The organism is Bacillus sp. BS1807G30 (assembly GCF_040047675.1).
Classification (GTDB): Bacteria; Bacillota; Bacilli; order Bacillales; family Bacillaceae; genus Bacillus; species Bacillus altitudinis.
In genome coordinates, this window is the sequence record NZ_CP157353.1 from 2734658 (window position 1) to 2756774 (window position 22117).

28 protein-coding genes and 1 tRNA gene are annotated in these 22117 nt (G+C 40.4%); 7 read left to right on the forward strand and 22 right to left on the reverse strand.

Annotation, left to right across the window (positions count from 1 at the left end):
* Positions 1-7 precede the first annotated feature (7 nt).
* A complete protein-coding gene (thiT, locus tag ABG082_RS14150; RefSeq protein ID WP_060781330.1) occupies positions 8-583 on the forward strand; it encodes an energy-coupled thiamine transporter ThiT in 576 nt (191 codons plus the stop codon).
* Between the two features lie 240 nt (positions 584-823).
* On the opposite strand, the gene ABG082_RS14155 is transcribed toward thiT, so the two are convergent.
* A complete protein-coding gene (locus ABG082_RS14155; RefSeq protein WP_050826534.1) occupies positions 824-1378 on the reverse strand; it encodes a GNAT family N-acetyltransferase in 555 nt (184 codons plus the stop codon).
* 170 nt (positions 1379-1548) lie between these two features.
* Here ABG082_RS14155 and ABG082_RS14160 point away from each other — a divergent pair, with 170 nt between their 5' ends.
* The 3 genes from ABG082_RS14160 to ftsW are packed head-to-tail and all read left to right on the forward strand — an operon-like array spanning position 1549 to position 4495.
* Positions 1549-2187 (forward strand): DUF1232 domain-containing protein, encoded by a 639-nt coding sequence (locus tag ABG082_RS14160; RefSeq protein WP_169476055.1) that lies wholly within the window; start codon positions 1549-1551, stop codon positions 2185-2187.
* 14 nt (positions 2188-2201) lie between these two features.
* Positions 2202-3356, forward strand: coding sequence for a rod shape-determining protein RodA (gene rodA, locus ABG082_RS14165; RefSeq protein ID WP_348936197.1), 1155 nt, complete (start codon positions 2202-2204; stop codon positions 3354-3356).
* Positions 3353-4495 carry a putative lipid II flippase FtsW gene (ftsW, locus tag ABG082_RS14170; RefSeq protein ID WP_317327844.1) on the forward strand — a complete coding sequence of 381 codons (1143 nt, stop codon included), beginning with the start codon at positions 3353-3355 and terminating at the stop codon, positions 4493-4495. The genes rodA and ftsW overlap by 4 nt, the downstream gene beginning before the upstream one ends.
* 31 nt (positions 4496-4526) lie before the next feature.
* Here the strand turns inward: ftsW and ABG082_RS14175 are convergent, their stop codons facing one another.
* Together ABG082_RS14175 and ABG082_RS14180 are read right to left on the reverse strand one after the other, a co-directional pair.
* Positions 4527-6074, reverse strand: a complete 1548-nt coding sequence (locus ABG082_RS14175) for a flotillin family protein (protein WP_008344044.1) — start codon at positions 6072-6074, stop codon at positions 4527-4529.
* A gap of 11 nt (positions 6075-6085) precedes the next feature.
* On the reverse strand, positions 6086-6616 hold the full coding sequence (locus ABG082_RS14180; RefSeq protein ID WP_056702380.1) for a hypothetical protein: 531 nt from the start codon (positions 6614-6616) through the stop codon (positions 6086-6088).
* Between the two features lie 205 nt (positions 6617-6821).
* On the opposite strand from ABG082_RS14180, the gene ABG082_RS14185 reads away from it, so the two are divergent.
* Positions 6822-7301 (forward strand): DinB family protein, encoded by a 480-nt coding sequence (locus tag ABG082_RS14185; protein ID WP_019743389.1) that lies wholly within the window; start codon positions 6822-6824, stop codon positions 7299-7301.
* A gap of 40 nt (positions 7302-7341) precedes the next feature.
* On the opposite strand, the gene ABG082_RS14190 is transcribed toward ABG082_RS14185, so the two are convergent.
* Positions 7342-8550, reverse strand: a complete 1209-nt coding sequence (locus ABG082_RS14190; RefSeq protein WP_008344050.1) for an iron-containing alcohol dehydrogenase — start codon at positions 8548-8550, stop codon at positions 7342-7344.
* Between the two features lie 27 nt (positions 8551-8577).
* Positions 8578-10047 carry a betaine-aldehyde dehydrogenase gene (gene betB, locus ABG082_RS14195; protein WP_008344052.1) on the reverse strand — a complete coding sequence of 490 codons (1470 nt, stop codon included), beginning with the start codon at positions 10045-10047 and terminating at the stop codon, positions 8578-8580.
* A 206-nt stretch (positions 10048-10253) separates the two neighbouring features.
* On the opposite strand from betB, the gene ABG082_RS14200 reads away from it, so the two are divergent.
* Both ABG082_RS14200 and ABG082_RS14205 read left to right on the forward strand, forming a co-directional pair.
* Positions 10254-10811, forward strand: coding sequence for a GbsR/MarR family transcriptional regulator (locus ABG082_RS14200; RefSeq protein ID WP_008344054.1), 558 nt, complete (start codon positions 10254-10256; stop codon positions 10809-10811).
* Positions 10812-10883: 72 nt separating this feature from the next.
* Positions 10884-10956, forward strand: a tRNA-Ala gene (locus ABG082_RS14205).
* A 59-nt stretch (positions 10957-11015) separates the two neighbouring features.
* Here ABG082_RS14205 and ABG082_RS14210 read toward each other — a convergent pair.
* The 17 genes from ABG082_RS14210 to ABG082_RS14290 all read right to left on the reverse strand — a co-directional run bounded on the left by ABG082_RS14210 (position 11016) and on the right by ABG082_RS14290 (position 22114).
* On the reverse strand, positions 11016-11462 hold the full coding sequence (locus tag ABG082_RS14210; protein WP_008344056.1) for a hypothetical protein: 447 nt from the start codon (positions 11460-11462) through the stop codon (positions 11016-11018).
* 103 nt (positions 11463-11565) lie between these two features.
* Positions 11566-12387, reverse strand: a complete 822-nt coding sequence (locus tag ABG082_RS14215) for an N-acetylmuramoyl-L-alanine amidase (protein ID WP_272511043.1) — start codon at positions 12385-12387, stop codon at positions 11566-11568.
* Positions 12388-12406: 19 nt separating this feature from the next.
* Positions 12407-12670: a phage holin gene (locus ABG082_RS14220; RefSeq protein ID WP_008361671.1), complete on the reverse strand. Its 264-nt coding sequence runs from the start codon at positions 12668-12670 to the stop codon at positions 12407-12409.
* A gap of 12 nt (positions 12671-12682) precedes the next feature.
* Positions 12683-12895 (reverse strand): BhlA/UviB family holin-like peptide, encoded by a 213-nt coding sequence (locus ABG082_RS14225; protein WP_017367922.1) that lies wholly within the window; start codon positions 12893-12895, stop codon positions 12683-12685.
* Between the two features lie 36 nt (positions 12896-12931).
* Positions 12932-13072 (reverse strand): XkdX family protein, encoded by a 141-nt coding sequence (locus ABG082_RS14230; protein WP_017367923.1) that lies wholly within the window; start codon positions 13070-13072, stop codon positions 12932-12934.
* Entirely contained in the window at positions 13072-13392 is a 321-nt protein-coding gene (locus ABG082_RS14235) for a hypothetical protein (RefSeq protein ID WP_019743387.1), read from the reverse strand. Before ABG082_RS14235 ends, ABG082_RS14230 begins: the two co-directional genes overlap by 1 nt.
* 13 nt (positions 13393-13405) lie before the next feature.
* Positions 13406-14722: a hypothetical protein gene (locus ABG082_RS14240; protein WP_234922822.1), complete on the reverse strand. Its 1317-nt coding sequence runs from the start codon at positions 14720-14722 to the stop codon at positions 13406-13408.
* A 521-nt stretch (positions 14723-15243) separates the two neighbouring features.
* Positions 15244-16449 (reverse strand): hypothetical protein, encoded by a 1206-nt coding sequence (locus ABG082_RS14245; protein ID WP_057079160.1) that lies wholly within the window; start codon positions 16447-16449, stop codon positions 15244-15246.
* A 209-nt stretch (positions 16450-16658) separates the two neighbouring features.
* Complete coding sequence (locus ABG082_RS14250) at positions 16659-16835, reverse strand: XkdX family protein (RefSeq protein WP_272511044.1); 177 nt, start codon at positions 16833-16835, stop codon at positions 16659-16661.
* Positions 16832-17161 carry an XkdW family protein gene (locus tag ABG082_RS14255; RefSeq protein WP_047946741.1) on the reverse strand — a complete coding sequence of 110 codons (330 nt, stop codon included), beginning with the start codon at positions 17159-17161 and terminating at the stop codon, positions 16832-16834. Before ABG082_RS14255 ends, ABG082_RS14250 begins: the two co-directional genes overlap by 4 nt.
* A gap of 10 nt (positions 17162-17171) precedes the next feature.
* Positions 17172-18044, reverse strand: a complete 873-nt coding sequence (locus ABG082_RS14260; RefSeq protein ID WP_348936198.1) for a hypothetical protein — start codon at positions 18042-18044, stop codon at positions 17172-17174.
* Positions 18045-18059: 15 nt separating this feature from the next.
* Entirely contained in the window at positions 18060-18443 is a 384-nt protein-coding gene (locus ABG082_RS14265; RefSeq protein WP_348936199.1) for a phage tail protein, read from the reverse strand.
* Between the two features lie 11 nt (positions 18444-18454).
* Positions 18455-19378: a YmfQ family protein gene (locus tag ABG082_RS14270; protein ID WP_268449079.1), complete on the reverse strand. Its 924-nt coding sequence runs from the start codon at positions 19376-19378 to the stop codon at positions 18455-18457.
* Positions 19365-20411, reverse strand: a complete 1047-nt coding sequence (locus ABG082_RS14275; protein WP_007500587.1) for a baseplate J/gp47 family protein — start codon at positions 20409-20411, stop codon at positions 19365-19367. Before ABG082_RS14275 ends, ABG082_RS14270 begins: the two co-directional genes overlap by 14 nt.
* Positions 20404-20826, reverse strand: coding sequence for a DUF2634 domain-containing protein (locus tag ABG082_RS14280; protein ID WP_024719684.1), 423 nt, complete (start codon positions 20824-20826; stop codon positions 20404-20406). The genes ABG082_RS14275 and ABG082_RS14280 overlap by 8 nt, the downstream gene beginning before the upstream one ends.
* Positions 20827-20840: 14 nt before the next feature.
* Positions 20841-21107 carry a DUF2577 family protein gene (locus ABG082_RS14285; RefSeq protein WP_017358996.1) on the reverse strand — a complete coding sequence of 89 codons (267 nt, stop codon included), beginning with the start codon at positions 21105-21107 and terminating at the stop codon, positions 20841-20843.
* Complete coding sequence (locus tag ABG082_RS14290; protein ID WP_017367933.1) at positions 21104-22114, reverse strand: hypothetical protein; 1011 nt, start codon at positions 22112-22114, stop codon at positions 21104-21106. The genes ABG082_RS14285 and ABG082_RS14290 overlap by 4 nt, the downstream gene beginning before the upstream one ends.
* Positions 22115-22117 lie beyond the last annotated feature (3 nt).

Genomic DNA, 22117 nt, shown 5'->3' on the forward strand with positions numbered 1-22117 from the left:
TTTTTTTATGCAGCAATCAAATCAATTAGTACGACTGATGGAGATCGCCATCATGACTTCTCTTGCACTTGTTTTAGATTATTTATCAGGTCTCTTTTTAAGAATGCCAAACGGCGGGTCAATTGCACTGATCATGATTCCTGTCATCCTCATGTCCATTAGATGGGGCGTGTCTGCTGGATTTATCATCGGTGTGTTAATCGCAGGACTGCAGCTGATGAACAATCCTATTATTGCTACACCTGTACAAGGATTTCTCGATTACTTTGTCGCATCTGTTGTGATTTGTTTAAGCGGGCTATTCTCAGGATCAATTAAAAAAGCCATTCAGGATAAAAAGCGAAAGAAACAATTCTTCTATATTATCCTAGCTGTATTTGTCGCCAGTTTTTTCAGGCTGCTGACGTTCTTTATTTCAGGCGTAGTTTTCTTTTCTCAATATGCACCAAAAGGAACACCAGGATGGGTGTATTCATTAGTTTATAACAGCACATATATGGTTCCTTCATTTATCATTTGTAGTATTGTTCTTTGTTTACTCATCCCTAGTGCGTCTCGTTTGGTTTTCCCTCAACAAAAATAACCCAGCTGCTTCAGCGGGTTATTTTTTTATGCATAATTTGCTGCTCTATTGAATCTATTAATAGTAGAAGATTTCATGCTGGAGGTACGACAATGAATCCTTACTCCATTATGCTGTGCTGTTACATCCTCAGTCTCGCCTACTTTTTGGCAAGTTTCTATGAGGCATTAAAAATAGCAGGTGTGAAAGGGAAAGTAGAGGCTTCTCCTTTTATATCTTATATTTTACTCGCCACCCTTTTTACTTTTTTCTCTCATTATTATTGGAAGCTGACGATATAATTTGTTGAACATGATCACTTAGTACAGACAGTTCCCATCCATACCCTATTTCCTCATGTTTCTCACCAGCCAGCTCGAACTGGCTGGTGACGGCAAAACTAGGTTGAAGCTTTTGATAAAATTGCTTTGCTGAATTTTGCTCAAATACCCAGAGCAGCATATTCTGATAGCCTTTCTCTATTAAATAATCCACACCTTTTGCAATCAAAGCCATACCCGCTCCTGATTTCTGTTTTCTCTGCAACAAATAGATGGCATAAAGCTCACCATCATATATTGAATATCTCTCATCACGCTGTTTTCCGAAGGAAGCAAAACCAAATACTCCGTCAGCATCCTCTGCGACAAACGTGCCTTCAAGCGACCTGCTTCTCCAGCTCTCTTCCCGCTCCTCTACATTCAAAGCATCTAAATACTCTTGTGAAATAATGCCGTGATAAGTCGTTTGCCAGCTCTTCACATGAATTTCGGCAATTTTAGGAATATCATTATGTACTGCATGTCTAACCTTCATCTGAACACCCCTTTTAGCAATTTCCTACTCTATGTTTCATATGATAAGTTGCTATTTTATAAAATTCAATCCCTAATGGATATTCGTTGACATTTTGTCAACACCCCTATATATTGGGTACGACTTCTTCTATTAAAGAGTTGAACTTTATGAAAAGGGTGAGGAAAGAGATGGAATTTAAAACAACTGAGCTTCGGCAGTTTTTAAAAGAACAACTGCAAATACGTTCTCTTTCATTAAGAGAACTGAGTACACAAACAGAAATTGATAAAGCCACACTGTCTAGAATCATGAACGGAAAAAGAAAACCGACTTTGAACCATTTACAGCGGCTTTCAGATGCTCTACACATTTCTTTAGATCATCTATTGATCACGGCTGGATTTTCAATTAAAAACGAAAGAGTTCACGGTGATACGTTCATTCAAGCGGTAGAAGAGATTGAGCGAACGCTGAAAGATCATGATGTCTATGACGGAACGTTCAGCGAGAATGAATTGAAACAGAAGTTAAATGAATATGAGACCTATAGTCAATCAGACGAGGGAAAAGAAACGATCTCAGCAAAGTTTGAAAAAAAGATAGACACGATAAGCGGTGTTGGGCCATTTCTTGATCAATTGAAAAGCATGTACAGCTCGTTCATGAGCGCACGGGGTACTTCTCGAGAATTGATGTTGATGGGAGGCGCATTACTTTACTTCATTATGCCCGTTGATTTAATACCAGATTATATTTTTCCGATCGGCTATATTGATGACGCTGCAGCGGTGCAGGTCGTATTAAACCAGCTGACAAATAGGTCATAGCAGGTGACGGAGACATGAAAAAACAGAACAGCATTGACTTCGCATTATTATTCACTGTCATTTGCTTCTTTGTGATCAGCCTGCTGGCTGTGTATAGCGGATCGGGACAGTATGAAACGCAAGATATGTTTTATTTCGTCAAAAGACAAGTTTTCTGGTATATCGTCGGTTTTGGCCTTATGGCGGCAGTTGCTTACTTTGATTATGAACTGCTTGAGCGTTTATCTTTTCGATTATTTGCAGGTGGTCTTTTCCTCATCATTCTCGTTCATTTTTTTGGCACGAATCAAAATGGCTCCCAAAGATGGATCAGCTTTGGGCCCATGAAAGTGCAACCATCAGAATTTATGAAAATTTTTGTCATTCTTCTGTTAGCGGCTATTTTAAATCGATACAAACATCAGCGCTTTGCGTTTAAAGAAAGCATGATTCCCACAATGAAAATCATATGCTGGACCGCTGTTCCTTTTTTCCTGATTTTAATTCAGCCAGATTTGGGAACGGCACTTGTGATCTTGTCTATAGCTTTTACACTGATGCTTGTGTCAGGCATTTCAAGTAAGATGATCGCTGCATTAATCGCTTCTTTTCTTGGGCTTCTTGCATTTTTGACCTACTTGCACAATGAACATTTTGAGCACTTTACAAAAGTGATTAAACCTCATCAGCTTGATCGCATTTATGGGTGGCTCTCCCCAGATGAATTTGATTCGACATATGGGTATCAACTGAAACAAGCAATGCTTGGCATTGGGTCAGGACAATTATCAGGAAGCGGTTATACAAAAGGAAATCAAGTACAAGGGGGAAATATCCCTGAAGCCCACACAGATTTTATATTTGCAGTTATTGGTGAGGAGTTTGGTTTTATCGGCGCCTCCCTATTGATCTGTTTATATCTTATGATGGTCTATCGAATGATTCATGTGGCTATGCATGCGAATACCCTTTATGGGCTGTATATATGTGCTGGGGTGGTTGGGCTGATCGTCTTTCAAGTCTTCCAAAACGTTGGGATGACAGTAGGGCTAATGCCTGTGACTGGTCTTGCCCTTCCTTTTATCAGCTATGGGGGCAGTGCGCTTTTAACCAATATGATCGCCATCGGCCTTGTGTTTAGTGTCAATCTGAGGTCCTCATCCTACATGTTTGGACGTAACTGGGATTGAAGGTGATGTCATTGATTCTTTCTCACCTAAAAAAAATCGACCACATTCTTGCTGGGACGATTGTTTGTCTTTGTTTCTTTGGATTACTGATGGTGTACAGTGCGAGTTATCCTTTAGGCGAAATAAAATATGGACAGGGCAGCTACTTCTTCATGAAACAGTGGCAATGGCTTTTGATTGGGTTCTTCTTTTTTATCGCTGCGGCCCTGGTTCCATATCAAGCTTACCGTAAATATATTCGGTGGCTTGTGATGCTGTCATTGTTATGTCTTATCCTTGTCCTGCTTCCTGGAATTGGTGTTGTCAAAAACAATTCACAGCGATGGATTCAATTGGGCTCTCTGATCATCCAGCCGTCTGAGGCTGTGAAATTAGTGATGATCATCTATTTTGCCTATGTATATGCAAGGAAACAAGCGTACATTACATCCTTTAAAAAAGGAGTACTGCCTCCACTTCTTCTTTTAAGTCTAGCTTTTTTATTGATTTTAAAACAGCCAGATTTAGGTACAGCAGTTTCTATTTTATTGAGCTGTGGTATCGTCTTATTATGTGCTGGACTTAAAACACGCCACCTCATTCTACTAGGTTCGACGGCTGCGGCAGGGATCACTTTTTTTGCTGTGACCGCTCCTTATCGCTTGAAACGAATCACTTCTTTTCGTGATCCTTTCATGTATGAGGATGGAGATGGTTATCAGCTGATCCATTCTTATCTCGCCATGAATTCAGGAGGGCTTACCGGGAATGGTTTAGGCGGAAGCATTCAAAAACTAGGATTTCTTCCTGAAGCCCATACAGATTTTATTATGGCCATCATCAGTGAAGAGCTGGGAATCATGGGGCTGTCGTTTGTGTTGGGTGCCTACCTACTCATCATGTATCGCGCCGTTCGAATCGTTCAAGGTTTACAAGATCCATTTGGAAAGCTATTAACGATCGGGCTTACTTTTCAAATCATGATTCAAGCAGTCTTTAATCTAGGAGCTGTCTTTGGGCTTCTCCCCATTACAGGCATTCCTCTTCCCTTTATTAGCTACGGCGGATCTTCATTGGTGTTCATGATGATATCCGCAGGCATTCTTGTGAATCTTTCTTCATCTATCAAAAGAGACCGGCATGTGCCCCAAGTAAAATAGACACCCTCTATCAGAAGGTGTCTTTTGATTTTTATTCTTCTATTTGACGATCAGCGATTTCTTTTTTTCTTGGCTGTTTGATTTCATTCGTCAGTTCTTGGATGCTTTGTTTCACATTGCCTTTGCCAGAGAAATTCTCAATAATTTCTTTAACATCAATTCCAGAAGAAGCTTTCAGACTTTCTTGAAGACTGGACATAAGGTTTGTCGCATAGCCGGTCACTTTGTTGGCGCCGCTGCCTTCCCCGTTACCACCTGTATCAACAACTGTAATTTTATCAATGTTAGAAAGTGGAGCAGATACTTGTTTCGCATATTCAGGTAGCATTTTCACAATCATATCAAGAATCGCCGCTTGACCATACTGTTCGAATGCTTCTGCAATTTTCTCTTTCGCTTCTGCTTCCGCAAGTCCTTTCAACCTAATGACTTCTGCTTCTGTTTCCCCTTTTGCACGATCGGCTTCCGCTTTGGCAAGCCCGTCAATCCGAACTTTCTCTGCTTCTGCTTTTGCCATTGCTTCAATGCTGTATTTCTTCGCATCTGCTTCTGCAAGACGCTTCGCTTTTTCCGCCGCAGCCGACTGCTCAACAGCATAACGGTCCGCATCTGCTTTCTTTTTCACTTCAGAATCGTATTGACGCTCACGACGCTGGATCTCTTTTTCTTCTAATTCAATTTGCTTCTGACGTTCAATGATTTTGACTTGCATTTCTTGTTCAGTTACATGCTGACGATTACGAGCTGTTTCAAGATCGTACGCTTGGTCGGCGCTTGCTTTTGCTGTATCTTGTTCACGTCTGAATTCTGCTCTTTTCAGCTCATTGATTTTTTCTGCTTCAGCGATTTCAGTGGCACGCTCAAGCTCAGATTTCTTCGCATCTTTATCTGCTTCTGCACGTTTGATACGTGTTTCTTTATCTGCTTCTGCTGTTGCAATATCTGCATCGCGTTTCACTTGAGCAATTCTAGGTTTACCTAGTGATTCTAAATAGCCATTTTTATCACGGACATCTTTGATTGTAAACGATACAATGACAAGACCCATTTTCGCTAGATCTTGAGAAGCGACACGCTGTACTTCTTGAGAGAATTTCTCTCTGTTTTTATAAATCTCTTCAACTGTCATTGACCCTAAAATGGAGCGAAGGTGTCCTTCTAGTACTTCTCTTGCTTCATTTTCACGATCTTCTTTTGTTTTCCCTAAAAACTGCTCTGCCGCAGTGGCGATTTCTTCAATTGATCCGCCAATTTTAATGATCGCCGTTCCATCGGCCATGACTGGTACACCTTGTTCAGTATAGACTTCAGGCGTTGAAACATCTAGCTTGCTAGATAGTAAGCTGAGCGGCTCTGCTTGTTGAAAAACAGGGAGTACAAAGGTACCTCCACCTCTTACAATCTTAATCTTGTTTCCACCTTCATCCACGTGGACATTTTTACTTCCGAGGTAACTTCCTGTGACGATTAATGCTTCATCTGGACCAGCTGTCCGGTATTTCGAAACAAATACACCAATAAGTGCAATGAGAATCACAAGTACAATTCCAATAATAATTAATATGGTTGTTCCTGGCATAGCATTCCCTCCTAGATTTCTTCATTTGGTATAACAGATAACACGCCTTTGTTCACTTCGACGACCAGCACCCGGGTTCCATATGGAATCTCCTCTTCGTCGAAACTGACGGCAGGCTTTGAGATTTTCCCGCTGTTACTAATTAACAGCACTTCTCCAAACCCATCTTTTGGTACAGATACAATGATCTCCCCAGTTCTTCCTTTTAGGTCGGCCTCCGTATATGAAAGAGATTCTTCAGCAGAGGAAAGCGGGACTAAGACAAATACATTTAAACAAGTAACGAGAACCACTGCGAGAATGGTAGATAATACTGCGCCAAGTCCACTTCCTACAATTGCTGTTTTTTCAGAGATAAATCCTCCAGCCGAGAAAAAGGTAAGAAATGCGAGGATCAATGTTGGTTGAAGGAACGGGACAGGAATCGCTTCAAACAATCCATCAAATACATCGCCAAAAAAGACGAAAACAAGCGTCAGGATTCCTGATACCATCAATATGTATAAGTACAGCGTCTGAAGAGGCAGCCCAAACACATCCATCTTCCTCACCCTTTCTTTATGAAATGAGCAGCCTTTCATTCATTTAGACCATGCTCACATCCAAGTGTATTCCTTCTAACAGGTAATACGAACCACTTTTGTAAAGGTTTCAAATTTCCTCACAATTCTTCAAAGGAATTCAACGATAGCTCAAGAATGATTGTCATGTACCAGTATGTTAAAATTTGATCTTGAGGTGATGAAAATGAGTTTATTACATGATGCAAGACAAGAATTGTGGCAAGAGCTGCAAGGTTTGAACGAAGAACAATTGAATCAAAAATTATCTGATGATACTTGGAGTATTCAAGAGGTGGCAGATCATTTAAAGAAGATGGACCTAGTTGCAGCAAAACATCTAGCTGCCGAGGGGAAAAAAGCACCGATTAAAGAATATGAGCCAAAGCCGGTGGAAATGGCAGAGGATCGTTCAAGAAAAGCCACTGCGCCTAGTATTGTTGAGCCAGAGCGCAAGCATGTGACACCTACACATTTAAAAGATGAGCTTGATACAGCTCGTGAGAAATTAAATCAAATTTTATCAACGTTTACAGAGGAAGATTTCAAACGCGTGATTGCACATCCTGTGTTTGAAGAACTTTCATTAAAGCAATACCTTGATTTTATCGGCGCACATGAAAAGCGCCATATTCATCAAATTAAAGAAATTAAAGAACAGCTATAAGATGTAAAAAAGACTCCCTTTTGGGAGCCTTTTTTCATTGTTACACTGTTTTAGGTGTTAAATCAAAGCAGCGAGCGTAAATCCAGTTGTATGCTTTTTCGTTGAGGTCTCTTGGGTTTCCAACTGTTTGCGGATCTTTCATTGCTTCTTTAGATAAACGGTCGATCATATCTTTTGGTACACCTTGTTCTTCTAATGAAGGAACTTCTAGGTCTTCCACTAAATCATACATCCAATTCACTGCTGCTTTTGCAGCTTCCTCTGTTGTCATTCTGCTTGTATCAATTCCGAATGCTTGCGCAATTCGAGCGAACTTCTCTGGGTACCCTTTCCAGTTATATTCCATGACAGGTCCCATCATTGCCGCTACACATTGGCCATGTGCGACAGGAATAATACCCCCAAGCGTTTGACTCATCGCATGGGCTGCACCAGCTGATTCACTTCCATAGGAAAGTCCTGCAAGCATCGCAGCTTGTGCCATTCCATATCTTGCTTCTAAATCCTCTCCATCAGCAAAGGCACGGCGAATATAATGAGCAGCATATTCAATGGCCATGAGCGCTACCGCATCTGTAATTGGCTGAGCAAACTTCATCGTATAGCATTCGATCGCGTGCGCAAGCGCATCGATACCCGTCATAGCCGTCACATGCGGCGGCATAGATACATGAAGCTCAGGGTCAATCACTGTTAGGTGAGCTGCAATGAGTGGGCCACCTGTGTTGAATTTGAATTCCCTTTCTTCGTCAGTAATCACTGCCCACTGCGTGACCTCTGAACCTGTACCAGCCGTTGTCGGAATTGTGGTTAACGGAGGGATTCTATTTTCAAGCGGTTTTTTCCCCTCAGCCGCTTCGTAATCAAGAACTGATCCTTCATGAGTCGCTTCCACACCAATAGCCTTCGCTGTATCCATTGAGCTTCCGCCGCCTACTGCGACTAAACCATTACAGCCTTCTTTTTCATATAACGCAGATCCTTCATTCACTAAACGGACTGGCGGGTTTGGTTCTACTTTATTAAATAGAACCACATCAACTTGCGCTTCTTTTAATGAAGCAATCACTGGATCCACAACACCCGCTTGATAAATACCAGGATCTGTGACAAGCAATACCTTTGAAACGCCGTATGCTTTCACTTCTTCCCCAACATGTTTCACTGCCCCAATGCCATGCTTGATAACAGTCGGAATTTCAAACGTATGGAATTTTTGCATGCTTTCAATTTTCATATTTAAAGTCATATAGAATCTCCTCCAGATAAGTGATATTTATTTAAACCAATGAACCGCTTCTGGTTTTGTATTTCGATATAAATGTTTTAGTTCCGTATATTCTTCAAGGCCCGTACGTCCTAATTCACGTCCAAGACCTGATTGTTTATACCCGCCCCACGGTGCTTGGGCAAAATAAGGATGGAAGTCGTTGATCCATACCGTGCCTAATCTTAATTGACGAGCCACTCGTTCGGCTTTGCCGATATCAGAAGACCACACCGCTCCTGCTAAACCATAAATCGTGTCATTTGCCAGCTCGATGACTTCTTCCTCTGATCGGAAGGATTCGACAGTGAGGACTGGTCCAAACACTTCTTCCTGTACAATTCGCATGTCTGATGTACAGCCTGAGAAAATCGTCGGCAAGTAGAAGAACCCTTTTTGAAGCTCCTCTGCTTCAGGTCGTTTCCCACCTGTTTCTAATGTTGCGCCTTCGTCTAAACCGATGCTGACGTATTTTTCTACTTTTTCTCGATGCTCAGCTGAGATGAGCGGTCCGCTCTGGGTTCCTTCATCAAAGCCGTTGCCTAGCTTGATTTTTTTCGTACGCTTCACCAGTTCTTCTAAAAATTCATCATGAATAGATTCTTCCACTAACAAGCGTGAACCTGCTGAACACACTTGCCCTGCATGGAAAAACACAGCATTCATTGCCTGGTCAACCGCTACGTCTAAATCAGCATCTTGAAAGACGATATTCGGGTTTTTCCCGCCGAGCTCAAGGGCGATTTTCTTCACATTCCCGCTGGCTCCCTGCATGATTTTCTTACCTGTTTCAATACCGCCTGTGAATGAAATTAAATCGACTTGGTCATTGACAGCCAGCTCATCTCCAACAGTTGCTCCAGGTCCAAGTACTAAGTTGGCAACGCCTGCTGGAACACCCGCTTCTTCCATAAGTTTGAAAACTTTGATCGTGGTTAATGGTGTAATTTCACTTGGCTTTAGTACGATTGTATTTCCAGCTGCAAGTGCAGGAGCGATTTTCCAGCTCGCTTGAAGCAATGGATAGTTCCAAGGAGTGATTTGACCGCATACACCGACAGGTTCTCGGACTAATTCACTTTTTGAGTTTGGAATAGGCGATGCAATGATTTCCCCGCCATCCTTATCAGCAAGCCCCGCATAATATTGGAACACGTTCGCAATATCGTCCATATCCGCTTTGCTTTCTTCTAATGTTTTGCCGGTATCAAGTGATTCTAATTTGGCTAATTCATCTAGGTCTCGCCTAATCAATTCAGCAATTTTAAACACAATATTTCCTCTTTCAAGTCCAGGCATGTTTGCCCAATCACCTTGATCGAAGGTTTTTCTCGCTGCCTTAATGGCTAACTGCGCGTCATTTCTTGATCCTTCACTGACTGTCGCGATCACTTCTTGATTAAATGGATTGATGATATCTCTTGTGTCGCCACTCTTAGCGCCAACCCATTGTCCATCGATAAATAGTGTTTGACTCATAGAAGGAACCTCCTCTGATTCTCTTTGGTAAGTTTGTTAAATAAAAATTTAACGTTTTGAACATAATTAACTTAACATGTTCAAATTTTTCTGTCAAAGGGGGATATGCTTCTTTTATTTTGACATTTTGCATTCTTTCGTTAACATATAGTCCATAAAGATTTTTTTGAACGTATTGAATTCACTTAATAGAAAGCAGGGACAAGATGAAAAAGCAGGAACAGCCACAAGCAGAAGAACGCATTTTAGCTGCTAAAGATCTCGTCATTGATTCCATCGCTGAAACAATGGATCTCTATGGCATTACTAGAAGTGCGGGTATTCTATATGGGACGATGTATTTAAATGAGGAAATGACGCTGGATGAAATGCGTGAAGAGCTGCAAATGAGTAAGCCTAGTATGAGTACGGGTGTGAAAAAACTGCAAGACATGAATATTGTCAAAAAGACCTTCCACCGCGGCCGAAGAAAACACAGCTTTGTTGCTGAGAAAGACTTTTTTAAGTTTTTCATGAACTTCTTCCCGCAAAAATGGGAACGAGAGGTCGAGGTTAATCTAGCAGCGATTGAAGAAGCGCAAGAACGCCTTCAAGATGTAACTCGTGATGATCAGGCGGAGGAACATGAAAGAGAGGAAGCGAAACAGCTCATTGAACAGCTTGAAAGCTCAAAAGCCTATTATGACTGGCTTAGACGATTAGCCCACTCGGTTCATTCGGGAGACATCTTTGACTATATTCCGATTGATCAGAAAGAAAAATAGCCGGGGTGTTTGTGTTTTACAGCTTGAATTTTACAGGAGGATTGATTATAATAAGTTATGTCGTAACACATCGGGGCATTAGCTCAGCTGGGAGAGCGCTACGCTGGCAGCGTAGAGGTCAGCGGTTCGATCCCGCTATGCTCCATTATCAAAAGCCTGTCCAATGATGGATAGGCTTTTTCATTTGATTTTACTCATAAAAGCTTATTTGTCTGGTTCTTGAATTTGATAACCAAAGACTCCTTTTATCTCAACATCCCCACAGCCTTCTTTTTTGGTCAGTTTAATACCATGGGGTCTATAGATGTAGCGCCCACTTGATAAAATTCGGTCTGTTGCACTTAGATCATATTGGTTACCTGTATACTCTTTGACTGATGACGGAAAATCCGTTCCTGATAAGGATGTTCTGTAGAGTGTCACCTCTAGAGTACAACCCTCTGCATTTAGTATAGAAAATTGGTAGCCGTGAGTAGATGGATATTGTTCAGGATTATTTTGACCTCCTGGTACCCACAGATATTTTTCCTGTTCCGTCATGATGAAATCAACTTCTACTTCTCGATAAATGGTCTTAGCTGCAACCTTTTCCATATTAAAATGGAACATGACAATGAAACAAAGAGACATCATTACACATATCCGCTTCATACAACCCCTCCATTCATTTTTACCATTATACAACAAATAACACCAAAAATGGTTTTATTTTACTTTTTTTATAATAGATAAGGGTTGATTCATTCCATATGTGTTAACTTTCTATGACCTTTCTTAATGTTTCTTTGGTCTTTGGACCATATATGCCATCTGGGGTTAACCCATGCATCATTTGAAATCGAGACACTGCATTCGCAGTCTTGGGTCCGTAGTACCCATCGATTCCATTATTGATCGCACCCTTATCAGGATAAAAATAAATCGATGCTAAGGCTTGTTGTACAGCTTTTACAGCTGACCCTTTTGTAAGAGGCTTCGTCACTTTTAAAATACCTGCAGGCAAACTGTATGTTTTTTTGACCTTGTTGGTTTTAGATGTTGATCTCGTTGATATGGTTTTGATAGATGTTTCTTTCACAGGTTTAGCTGTTGTCATTTGACTTGTAGATGCTGATGCAATACCAGCTTTGAAGCCATCCCACCGATTTAACAGCTTACGCGGACACTCCTTCCCGCTCCAATGCTTATGTGGCACCACGTTAGATAAAGGAATTCCTAAATCCCCCATCAGTTTCCTAATAAGCCATTGGGCGTTTTTAACAGCCTGTTCAAAGTTAGCGCCTGCATTTTCACAAATTTCAATTCCAATTGATTTCATATTGCCGGTTCCCCTGCCATCTCCTGCGTGCCAGCCATTTTCGTTTAAAGGTAAATGCTGATAAATGACCTGATCATCGACTGTGTAGTGCCAGCTAACCCCGGTACTTGCCCGAGCAACAAATGCTGCATGATTTGCCGCATCAGCCCCCCGTCCAGTGTTCGATGTATTATGCACCGTAATATAGAGCGGCTTCATCCTGTTTCCTGGTCTGTTGCGATTTTGTTTTGGGATGAGTGCTTGAATGATCTTCACCATATTGTTTCTCCTTCAAAAATTATTTTGTTAACCCTCTTTGTTTCAGGGCATCTTTTTGCAATTGACCTTTATAGGTCACATAATTATTTTTAAACCAAGCGATCACGGCAGTGACCATAGTGAAAATTGTGGAACCTGCCACATATAGTGCCTCTCCTACGGTTTGCACTTGCTCCTCGCTAATCGGCAGCACTGTTTGTCCAAACATGACAAGCGTTTGGTTGATAAGCGCAATAAAAAGAAGCACTGTGCGAATCACAGTGCCTTTGTCGAATGTTTTCATGATGTTTTCCTCCTATTTTAAATTCCGTTCAATTTTATCGAGCTTGTCGATCACGACGTCATACTTCTCACTAAACTTTGCTAACACATCATTTTGTGCCTCGATTTGCTCATTGAGTTTGTTTTCTCGTTCTTTTGTTGTGTTGAGAACATAAAACAGAATCCAGCAAAAGAGAACGGCGAATGGGCCTTGTGTCATTAAGTTTTGAACGACATCTACTTCCATTTGAATCACCTTCTTTCCGGCAAAAAAATAAAGCCATTAGGCTTCGTATATTTCTCCAGTTATATTTTGATAGTCTTCTGCCGAGATCCAGCCAATGCTTACATAAAATGCAATGTCCTCTGGGCCGTAACACTGCCAGTCCCAGAATTGTTTGATATCCGCTACAGTTGGAAACATCAATCTGAAGCACCTACTTTTTGCATAGCTAATAGCTGCGTTAATTGTTTTGATAACAAAGCATTTTGTTTCTTTAAAAGTTCTATATCACTTGGCGGGAGAAGGGCCGGTTTTAAGCTGTCTATATACTCTTGGGTCGCTGATTCATACCATTGTTGTTTTTTCACATCAAATGCAGCCTTATAAAAAGAAGGATTATTGGGTGGTGCAATTGTTGTGCATTGCTCTGGAATAATATAATTTCCTTCATCATCCCTTTCGAACACTTCGATAGGTCTGATCAATTCATTTTGCTGATTGTATTCATAGGCTTGTATCATTTGTATCACTTCCTTAATTTAATGGAACAACCATGTCTAAATAGTAGCCAGTTACTGCACTGTTATTCACTGCATGTAAACCAGTTAGTTTTAGCTCTCCTGTATTATAGATATATAATTTACTATGACCCGTTGTACCTGATACGGGAACTGATACTACTATGCCTTTATCGGGTAATCCTGTATTTGGAATACTTCCACAGATCACTTCTCTATTTGCTATTAGGTGACCCCTCAACAATAATAAGTTTCCCCATTTAACATATTGGACCGCTCTGTCTCCAATAGAGGAACCATTGACTAGTGTGACATCTAGCCACTTGACACTTTCAAAATCAGCATCAGTCACTAATTTTTTCCAACCTTTAAATACACCGTCTGTATGAACAGTACCAAACCAATGAGTGTTGTCATAACTTCTAATGACATGAATAGTCTTTCTACCATTTACCGTTTCTAAGATATCAATATTAAACCAAGAAGAATCATTATCGACAGGCATATTTACAACATTAGATCCTACTGCAAAGTAAAAGCCGGATGGCAGCGTTAAAATATCAGTTCCTATTGACATGGAAAGTCTTAATCCCTTTGAATTTAATAGGTTATGGTCATTAAGACGTTTCCAACCGCTCCACTCTTGTTGTGTACCCGTTACATCAGTTGTTGAACGGTTAATATAGACATCTCCTGTATTGTTTGCACCGATGACCCATCCATAGGTATTTTCACTAAAAACAGACAAAGCCCTCATTGAACTTCTTGTCGGAAGATCTGGATGTGCTTCATGAATGTACCATGAATGAACTCCCGGCAATTTTATCAGCTTATCTAAAATACTAGGATCATCTGCATTAATTCTTTCAAAAGCTTTTCCATCGTCAGCAGTAATTTTAGACAATTGTCCTGCATTCCATTTGTTTTTTTCATTTTGAGTCGGCATTTGCATCCAGTTGATTCCGATGTCATTCACATGATAGGAAAAACAAAATGAGTTGCCTGATGTATCAATTGCAATTCCTACGCCAATATTATTTTGACCTACAAACTGAAAGCCTCTTAGTGCAGCATTGCCTATAGCTGGGGAATCGACTACTCCAGAACCACCTGGCGCATAAAATGAGCAAGCCCCTAGCGCTTTAATTCCCTCATAGATACTGCCACCAGCAGGAATATTGATCAATTGGGACCCGTTATCATTTGTCAGTTTATATAGCTGAGATTCGTTCCATTTTTTCTTTTCTGAACCAGATACGTGAGGAATTGGATCTCTCGTATGAAGGTTGAATTGTTCTAGTAGTTCCTGATCATTTTCAATTAAAATTTTCACTAAATCGTTAAAGAGATCTGCATGAGCTTTATCGCTCGTCTTAAAAGGTTGAGGTGTTTTTATGATCTTATTCTCCTTCCAAAAAACATTACGAATTAGGTGATGTTATGATAAAAATCAGTTATTTCACTTCGTTCTTAGATTTGGAACCAAACGTGATGAATTCATTAGGATTCAAGTCATTAGAACAATATTAAGTACATATTTTTTAAATATCCTGATTTTTATAATATTAATTTGTCACGTCTGCCCTTACCTATGATTGACGCCACTCCAATAAAGTGGATCGATTGCATGGGTCTATTCCCTTCCTTTATTGTAAAAACAACAGAGTCAAACTCATTCTTTCTTCCTGCAATTTGACCCAATAATTTTAACAACATGTATTGTGCATTGCGTTTCTGTTCTCGTTCCTTTGTTGTATTGAACACATAAAATAGAATCTAGTAAAAGTGAACGTCATTAAGTTTTGAACGACAGCTTCCACCGATTTGCACACACACTTTATTTTTCAAATAATCCTATCTTAGCTGTGACAAAGTAACATAAGCCCTATTTACTGTAATAGTTCTTCCAGTGTTTTTGGGTGTAATATAAAATGTTAACTTATCCCCCGCTTTAAACTTTTGTTGAAGGTACAATACACATATACTTGATGAGATAACAGGATTCCAATTACCTAATCGTTGAAATTCTGTACCATTCACATAACATGACAAAATGCTATCTGATCCAACAGGAATGTTATTGCTATTAAGATAAAGCCTAATTAAATACAGACCATTATTTTTCAGTGTAATTTCAGCTCGCGAACGATTATACTCTCCTAAATCGTCTGATCTTGTATCACCAAAATTCAGTTTTGTTGGAACATTTTCAACGGCTGATACAGAAGAATTATCGAGATCATACGTATCAACAAAAGAAGTATTATCCATATCCTCCTTTGTTAAAACACGTTTCCAGCCTTGCCACCCCAAATTTAAATCAAGATAATTTGTATACATGTAATTGTTATAATCTATTGCTATGACCCATCCAAATGTACCTTTTCCATTACTATCTTGAGAAGTAAAATGATACATACCACGACATGATCTTGTAGTTGGGCTGTTTAATGCTTTACCTGTGGCATAAAATGTACCATGCTTCGGGCCTAAAGAAACAACCTTTTCAAGTAAATCTTCACCATCTGAAACAGATAGAATCACCCCTCCATTATCTGAAGTAATCTTAGACAATTGCCCATCATTCCATTTATTTCTTTCAGCATTTGACGGGAGCTTTGTCCAGTTAATAGTAGTATCTGCAGCATTATAGTAAAAACTATAAGCATTACCAGCAATATCTACAGCAAAGCCAGTACCAATGTTATCTTGGCCTACTGTCTGTAATCCTCTCAATGAAAGATTTGATGGGGAATCTTCGACTCCAGAAGCTGCATAAAAAGTACACGTTCCTTTTCCTTTTATCATATCAAAAATCCTAGCATCAGCTCGCACATTAATTAAATGACTTCCATTATCCGCTGTAATTTTATAGCCCTGAGAATCGTTCCATTTTTTCTTTTCTGCTTCAGATGCATGTGGATTTATATCTATCATATGTTGATTGATTGACTCTAATAGACCCACATCATTGTCAAGAAAAGCCTCAACCATGTCATTAAATAGATCAGCATGGGCTTTATCAGTTGTTTTAAAAGTGCGTGGTGTCTTAATCTCCATGATCATTCTCCTTTCAAATCTATTATCACTATACGCTTCCTTCCACTATATAATGTTATCTAATCACTCTGTGAATCATCACATTTCTGCTTTTTTGTATTAGCTGCTGTATTCTCGCATCATTTGTATGTTTTAAGAACTGCTCTAATATCGTTCTCAAGTAGTGCTTTGAACATGTCATTGAAAAATCAGGTATGGTCCTTTTATTTCTATTCAATTTTCACTCTTGATGCTTGTTTTATTTCTTGCAACTGCTCTAAAGTGAGCATCCTTTGCTCGTATCCTGCATTTAGATCTTCCATCGAACAATCACCTAATTCAACTGCTTCTTTAACTAATTCAGGTGTCACCCATTGGAAATATAATGCCATAACCCAATAATTCATGTTTCACTCTCTCCTTTAATGAAAAGGATCTCATTTTTTAGCACCTTTAGTTCATTTGTTAGAAGATCACATTGGTGTTCAAGCTGTTTTCTCACTAGCTTTTCTTTGGCTACTTCTTGTGCTAGATAATCTAGTGGAAGAGGTGGTTCATACCTCGGGTTGGCTTGGGATTCCTCCCACCATTTTTTCAACTCTTCTACCGTTGGCTTTGGCACATCTAGATGCCACTCGTTTAAATACGAACCATCGCCATCATTTCTTAGTTCAAAATCTTTTTGCGGGTCCGCATCGGGGTATTTATACTTAATGGCTTCATATAAAATCATCTGAATCCTCCTACACTCTCGGGAAATTGCGGCCGCCTAATTCCGTAATATCGAAATAGTTGTACCAACCTGAATTATCAGATATATAACGATCAGAATTTCCCGCATAGCCTATATACATGTAAATTTCAATGTAATCTCCTTTATTAGCTGGAACATTCGCAGCCCCATATAAACCTATATCAAGTTTTGCCGTTTCAGAGGGTGTGGCAGGGAGATGTCTATAATGAGATATATTTTTATAATTTTTACCATTTAAAAAAATAGACAGCTCAAAATTTGCATACATTTGAACCGTCTCAATATAGACTCCAGCGTTTACTAGATACATTCCGTTTTCCGGACAAATAAAACGACTATTTTTTATATCAAAATTATTGTGACTATCTTTGATTTTTCGATTAAAAAGGATTTTTTGTCGCTCAGCATTATTAAGCAACTGCTTACCAGTTGTACCAATGTTCGTATGAAGAAAACCAGAGATTTTGTGCCACTCTGTCCACCCTGAGGCTATATACCATTGTCTAAACCAAATACCAGTACTAGTAAAATAACTAGTTGTTTCATTACCGTTGCCATAATAATATTGTATAAAACGATACTCATTCATTTTTTCGTTCTTCACAAAACCTAATTTTGTAGGATATCCGGTATCATTCGCTATAGCCATCAACGTAATCCCATTTGGATATTGCTCACCGCTGACTGATGCATCTTGAATGGCTTGATCGCCTGTTAAAATGAACAAGCTTTCATTTGTGATTCCTTCTATTTGTCTACTGAGCGCATTGTCATTCTCCACAAGTGTATCGACCATCCGGTTAAATAAGTTGGCATGGGCTTTGTCAGAGGTTTCAAACGGTAAAGGTGATTTTATGTCCACTTCTTTTCCCCTCCATTAATAAATATCATCAATCTCAAAAACAAATTCGATGTCTCCGTCTTTTTGTTTGTCTGTCATGGTGCGGATGGCGGTGAATTTGCCGGCTTCGTCGACAAGGGCTAGTTCATTGATGACTTCGCCTGCTAGTTCTCCTTCAGCGATGGTGCAGATGTAGCGGATTTTTGCCGGTTCCATGAAGGTAAACGAATCAATATTTTTTTGAATCAATTCTTTTTTGAGTGCTTGTTCGGTTCCGTCAAGAGAGATCGGTTTTCCATCCTTTGTTCCTCCATTTCCGAACGCCATTTTGACGACTTTTGTGAGTTTTGTTCCTTCTGCTCGTGCCTTTGCCATTTGTTGACGTGCATATAGTGTGGTTACGGTTAATTGATCAGCCATTGTGATCCTCCTTATAGATCTATTTTTTTAGAAGTTGCTGCCAGCATTTTTGATCCATCAAGCGGAACGGATCCATCGAGAATCCAGTAATGCTCCTTGATCAGTAAACTGCCGCCTTGTTCATTTTGAACATGTACTGGTAAGCGGAACGTCATCCTCTTTTTCGCGTGATGTGAAAGCTGGTTCTTTGCACGCAAAGTCAGCGTAGCTGCTTGCTTCGTTTCATACGATGCTCCAGTCATGACATAATTCAGACGATATGCTGTTTCTTTCTCTTGTTGAAGCGGCATTCTCATCTTTAATGAATGCCGAAAACGAGCTGGGACCTCCGTAGTACCTCGTATCCCGCTAAGATAGAACGTTCCATTTAATACGAATTCACCATTGAGTAAAATTGGAATATGATCGAAAAAGCCCACTCTGCTTCGCAGTGTGAGCCGCTGGTGATGATCATTTGTTTCATGAACATCTGTATGATGAATGGCGGTGAACGTATACGCCAAATGTGCTGGCTTTAACGTTTCGAGTATTTCGACGATATATCTTGTGTTTTGCAGGTCATCTAGGTTGACACGCAATGCAAAATGATAACGGTTGACTGTAAGACGGATGATCGCACTTGGATTTTTAAGAAATCGATTCACAGATTTCTCTAATGAAAGATACGTAATTGGTGGAATGTTCGACATCATATTGAGTAATCGTGCCCTGCGCAGCTCAATCGAATCATCTGACTCTCGCTGCACCTTGAGCATTCTCTCCCACCGATTCAATCCCCACGTCGCTGTTAAAGGGAAGAACTGATCCGTTACATCAAAAATGGATTCGTCCAATTGTTCAAACTCTGGCGCCTCCGTTTTTAGTAAATGATCCACATCATAAATCTCTGTGAAATATGGCGGCAAGTAGTTTTTCATTTCATCAAGTTTGCTCAATAACCTTCACCTGCCTCAGACGTGGTATCTCAATGTCCTGTAATACTAAGTTTTTTGACTCCCCATTCAATAAGACGTTTGCATAATCGGACACGCTCTCTGAATGGTACAAAATATCATTTAAGGCGGACATTCGAATCGTACTTTTTTCAAATGCGATTGATTTTAACAGTGCTTTGACCTTTTCTTCTATTTCTTTTTGCGCACCTTCAAGTGTCCAGTCCATCTGAAGTTCGACGGACACTTCTATGTCAATATCCAGCCACTTGGCACTTTCCACGGTTGCTTTTGAACCAATAGGAGCTTGCCCTTCTCCTTCTCCCGGTACAGGGTCAATATACTCCTGGACCCTTTTGACAAGAAGCTCAGATGCTACATCTAGATTGCCGTCTGTGATGACAATTTTGACCGTTCCCTCTCCATTCCATAGCGGGAACACTTTCGCTCTGCCGACACCAACCACTTCCTCGGCCCACTTTTTGTAATGTGCTCTGTTGGCACTGACAGCCTCTCGCCTTGCGCGTATTAAATACCGATCGTATAATGACGCATCATCTTCTTCCTCTTGCCCTGGTATCACCAATTCCTTCATGATCATTGACTCTAGACCCGGAATGGTATCAAGCGATAGCAGCGGCTGACCTGTTAATTGCCCATTGCCGGCTGTACCTGTTGTCTCGCATTCTAGTGTACCGTCCTTTGAAAATTGAAAATAAACGTCTTCAATAAAGAATCTTGATCCTGCTGGAATGTTTACGTTCTCTGGTTGAATGGTTACGGACCACACCGCTTTGGTGGCTGGCTTTCGTTCAATCCCTACTTCTGCTGCTCGTCTATCTAAAAATTCCCCCTGTGCTGTATCAGCAAAGACAAGCTCAAACACTTGATCAAGCCAAATATACGACTGAGCCAGTTCAGCAGCAGCAGGCGCCAAGGCATTCCAAATGACGCTGTTTTCTCTTTTATCTATGTCATCTGGCAGCCTGTCCAGCATTCTTTCCATCAACGCCTCATACGTTTGCTCCTCAAACATCTCCCTCCATCACCTCCTCTATTTCTAATGTGCCTTCATCTGTGACAATGGCTAGTTTGACTTGAAAGGCATCATTTTGTTTCGTGACTTCTATCTCTTCAATATGATCAATCCGCTCATCAACGACCAATGCTTCTTCTAGCAATCTTGGAATCTCCATTTCTTTGTATTCATCTGTTGCTTCTGTATCGGTCAATAGCTCCTGAATTTCAGTGCCAATGTCGTGACTGTAAATGGGATGTGCATAGCGCTCTGTTCGCAATGTCATATAAATAAATTGTCGGATCGCTTCAATGCCTGTAATGGCTTCATTTGTCAGCCTACCATTTTCAAAATCTATGCGATACGTCGTCGAGGTTTCTACCTCTTCGTCTTCTTCTGTTTCCTCGATTTCTTCCTCTGGTGAAAGTGCCACATTCATCACCTCCCTTACAATTTGTCGATGATGTAAAAGGACTGCCCTCCTGCCATTGCAAGTACCATAATGCTGTCTCCCCTTTTCAACTCATCATCCTCACCCTTATTTAAGCGTTTAGGCCAAATAAGCAGTTCTTCTGGAATGATCAGCTTACTGTTTTCATTTAATCGGATGTGAAGAGGCGAAGCCATTGTGACCTCTCCAATCACCAGATCAATTGGAGAAGCTGCATCTACTGCATTGACAGCGAGTCGTTTAATTGCTTCACTTAATCTCATGCTTGATCACCCTTTGGCATGGAATTTTTCTCAACGACGTCAATTGTCATGGTGTGCTTCACTCCATTGAATTCATGCTTGTCTTGATCGATCCAGTAAGTTTTTTTGATGTTGATTTCAGGGATTTTCAAATAGATTGGCAAACCGCTTTGCAGTTCAGGGATTCCGAGTGCTTGTATGCTTTTCACTTCTTGTTTGACGCCTTTTTTTTCAGCTAGGCGTACTTTCGCTCTTTTTTGAAGCTGCGGCTGGTTGATTTGACCTGTGACCGTCTCCACATGCTGTAAAATGCCGTACTGACTCTGACCCGCTTTATCCTGTTCGATCACCACAATATCTGATTTGCTACCTTTTTTCTTATTCTTCCCCTGTTCGTCTACAGACGTGCGCATCTTCACACGTGTTGCTGTCTCTTCAATGGAGGTGCTGTACTGATAACCGATGAGGTTGACGCCTGATTCAATGACCCACACGTCCTCTGGATCGGGCCAAGCTCTCAGCCCCATCTTGCCTTTAGCAGAATAAATTTGATAATTTCTACCGGTTTGCCGCTTCGTTTCCTTCAATGCTTTTAAAATGATGTCATATAAACTCGTGTCATTTTTAAAAACGAGAGACTTCATGACATGTCCTGTATTTGCGATGGATGTCATAGGAATTTGAAAGTCTGCACCGATCCGCCTCAAAATTTGATCTGCCCGTTGATTTGAAAAAACATATACATCTTGGTTTTTCACTAAATATTGGAGCATATCGTATGCGGTAAAGGTCAGCTTTCCTTCAACAGGCGTCCTAGAAAACACGATGCCTCTGAACAGCTCTTTTCCTTTCCATTTAAAAAGAACCGTGTCTCCTTCTGAGACACGGTAATATGTTTGACTGCCTTGCTTTGTGATAATGTTCGCCTGAATAGAGCGAGGGGCCTGATACCTTTGCCCCTGAAGTGTCACACTCTCTGTGACAAGCTCATACATCGTGCCGCTTCTGATGGCAAAAAGCTCAATCAATGT

Coding starts and splice junctions, on each gene's coding strand:
- thiT (WP_060781330.1), top strand. CDS start 8: ATGCAGCAATCAAATCAATTAGTACGACTGATGGAGATCGCCATCATG.
- ABG082_RS14155 (WP_050826534.1), bottom strand. CDS start 1,378: ATGAAGGTTAGACATGCAGTACATAATGATATTCCTAAAATTGCCGAA.
- ABG082_RS14160 (WP_169476055.1), top strand. CDS start 1,549: ATGGAATTTAAAACAACTGAGCTTCGGCAGTTTTTAAAAGAACAACTG.
- rodA (WP_348936197.1), top strand. CDS start 2,202: ATGAAAAAACAGAACAGCATTGACTTCGCATTATTATTCACTGTCATT.
- ABG082_RS14175 (WP_008344044.1), bottom strand. CDS start 6,074: ATGCCAGGAACAACCATATTAATTATTATTGGAATTGTACTTGTGATT.
- ABG082_RS14180 (WP_056702380.1), bottom strand. CDS start 6,616: ATGGATGTGTTTGGGCTGCCTCTTCAGACGCTGTACTTATACATATTG.
- ABG082_RS14185 (WP_019743389.1), top strand. CDS start 6,822: ATGAGTTTATTACATGATGCAAGACAAGAATTGTGGCAAGAGCTGCAA.
- ABG082_RS14190 (WP_008344050.1), bottom strand. CDS start 8,550: ATGACTTTAAATATGAAAATTGAAAGCATGCAAAAATTCCATACGTTT.
- betB (WP_008344052.1), bottom strand. CDS start 10,047: ATGAGTCAAACACTATTTATCGATGGACAATGGGTTGGCGCTAAGAGT.
- ABG082_RS14200 (WP_008344054.1), top strand. CDS start 10,254: ATGAAAAAGCAGGAACAGCCACAAGCAGAAGAACGCATTTTAGCTGCT.
- ABG082_RS14210 (WP_008344056.1), bottom strand. CDS start 11,462: ATGAAGCGGATATGTGTAATGATGTCTCTTTGTTTCATTGTCATGTTC.
- ABG082_RS14215 (WP_272511043.1), bottom strand. CDS start 12,387: ATGGTGAAGATCATTCAAGCACTCATCCCAAAACAAAATCGCAACAGA.
- ABG082_RS14220 (WP_008361671.1), bottom strand. CDS start 12,670: ATGAAAACATTCGACAAAGGCACTGTGATTCGCACAGTGCTTCTTTTT.
- ABG082_RS14225 (WP_017367922.1), bottom strand. CDS start 12,895: ATGGAAGTAGATGTCGTTCAAAACTTAATGACACAAGGCCCATTCGCC.
- ABG082_RS14230 (WP_017367923.1), bottom strand. CDS start 13,072: ATGTTTCCAACTGTAGCGGATATCAAACAATTCTGGGACTGGCAGTGT.
- ABG082_RS14235 (WP_019743387.1), bottom strand. CDS start 13,392: ATGATACAAGCCTATGAATACAATCAGCAAAATGAATTGATCAGACCT.
- ABG082_RS14245 (WP_057079160.1), bottom strand. CDS start 16,449: ATGGAGATTAAGACACCACGCACTTTTAAAACAACTGATAAAGCCCAT.
- ABG082_RS14250 (WP_272511044.1), bottom strand. CDS start 16,835: ATGAATTATTGGGTTATGGCATTATATTTCCAATGGGTGACACCTGAA.
- ABG082_RS14255 (WP_047946741.1), bottom strand. CDS start 17,161: ATGATTTTATATGAAGCCATTAAGTATAAATACCCCGATGCGGACCCG.
- ABG082_RS14265 (WP_348936199.1), bottom strand. CDS start 18,443: ATGGCTGATCAATTAACCGTAACCACACTATATGCACGTCAACAAATG.
- ABG082_RS14275 (WP_007500587.1), bottom strand. CDS start 20,411: ATGTTTGAGGAGCAAACGTATGAGGCGTTGATGGAAAGAATGCTGGAC.
- ABG082_RS14285 (WP_017358996.1), bottom strand. CDS start 21,107: ATGAGATTAAGTGAAGCAATTAAACGACTCGCTGTCAATGCAGTAGAT.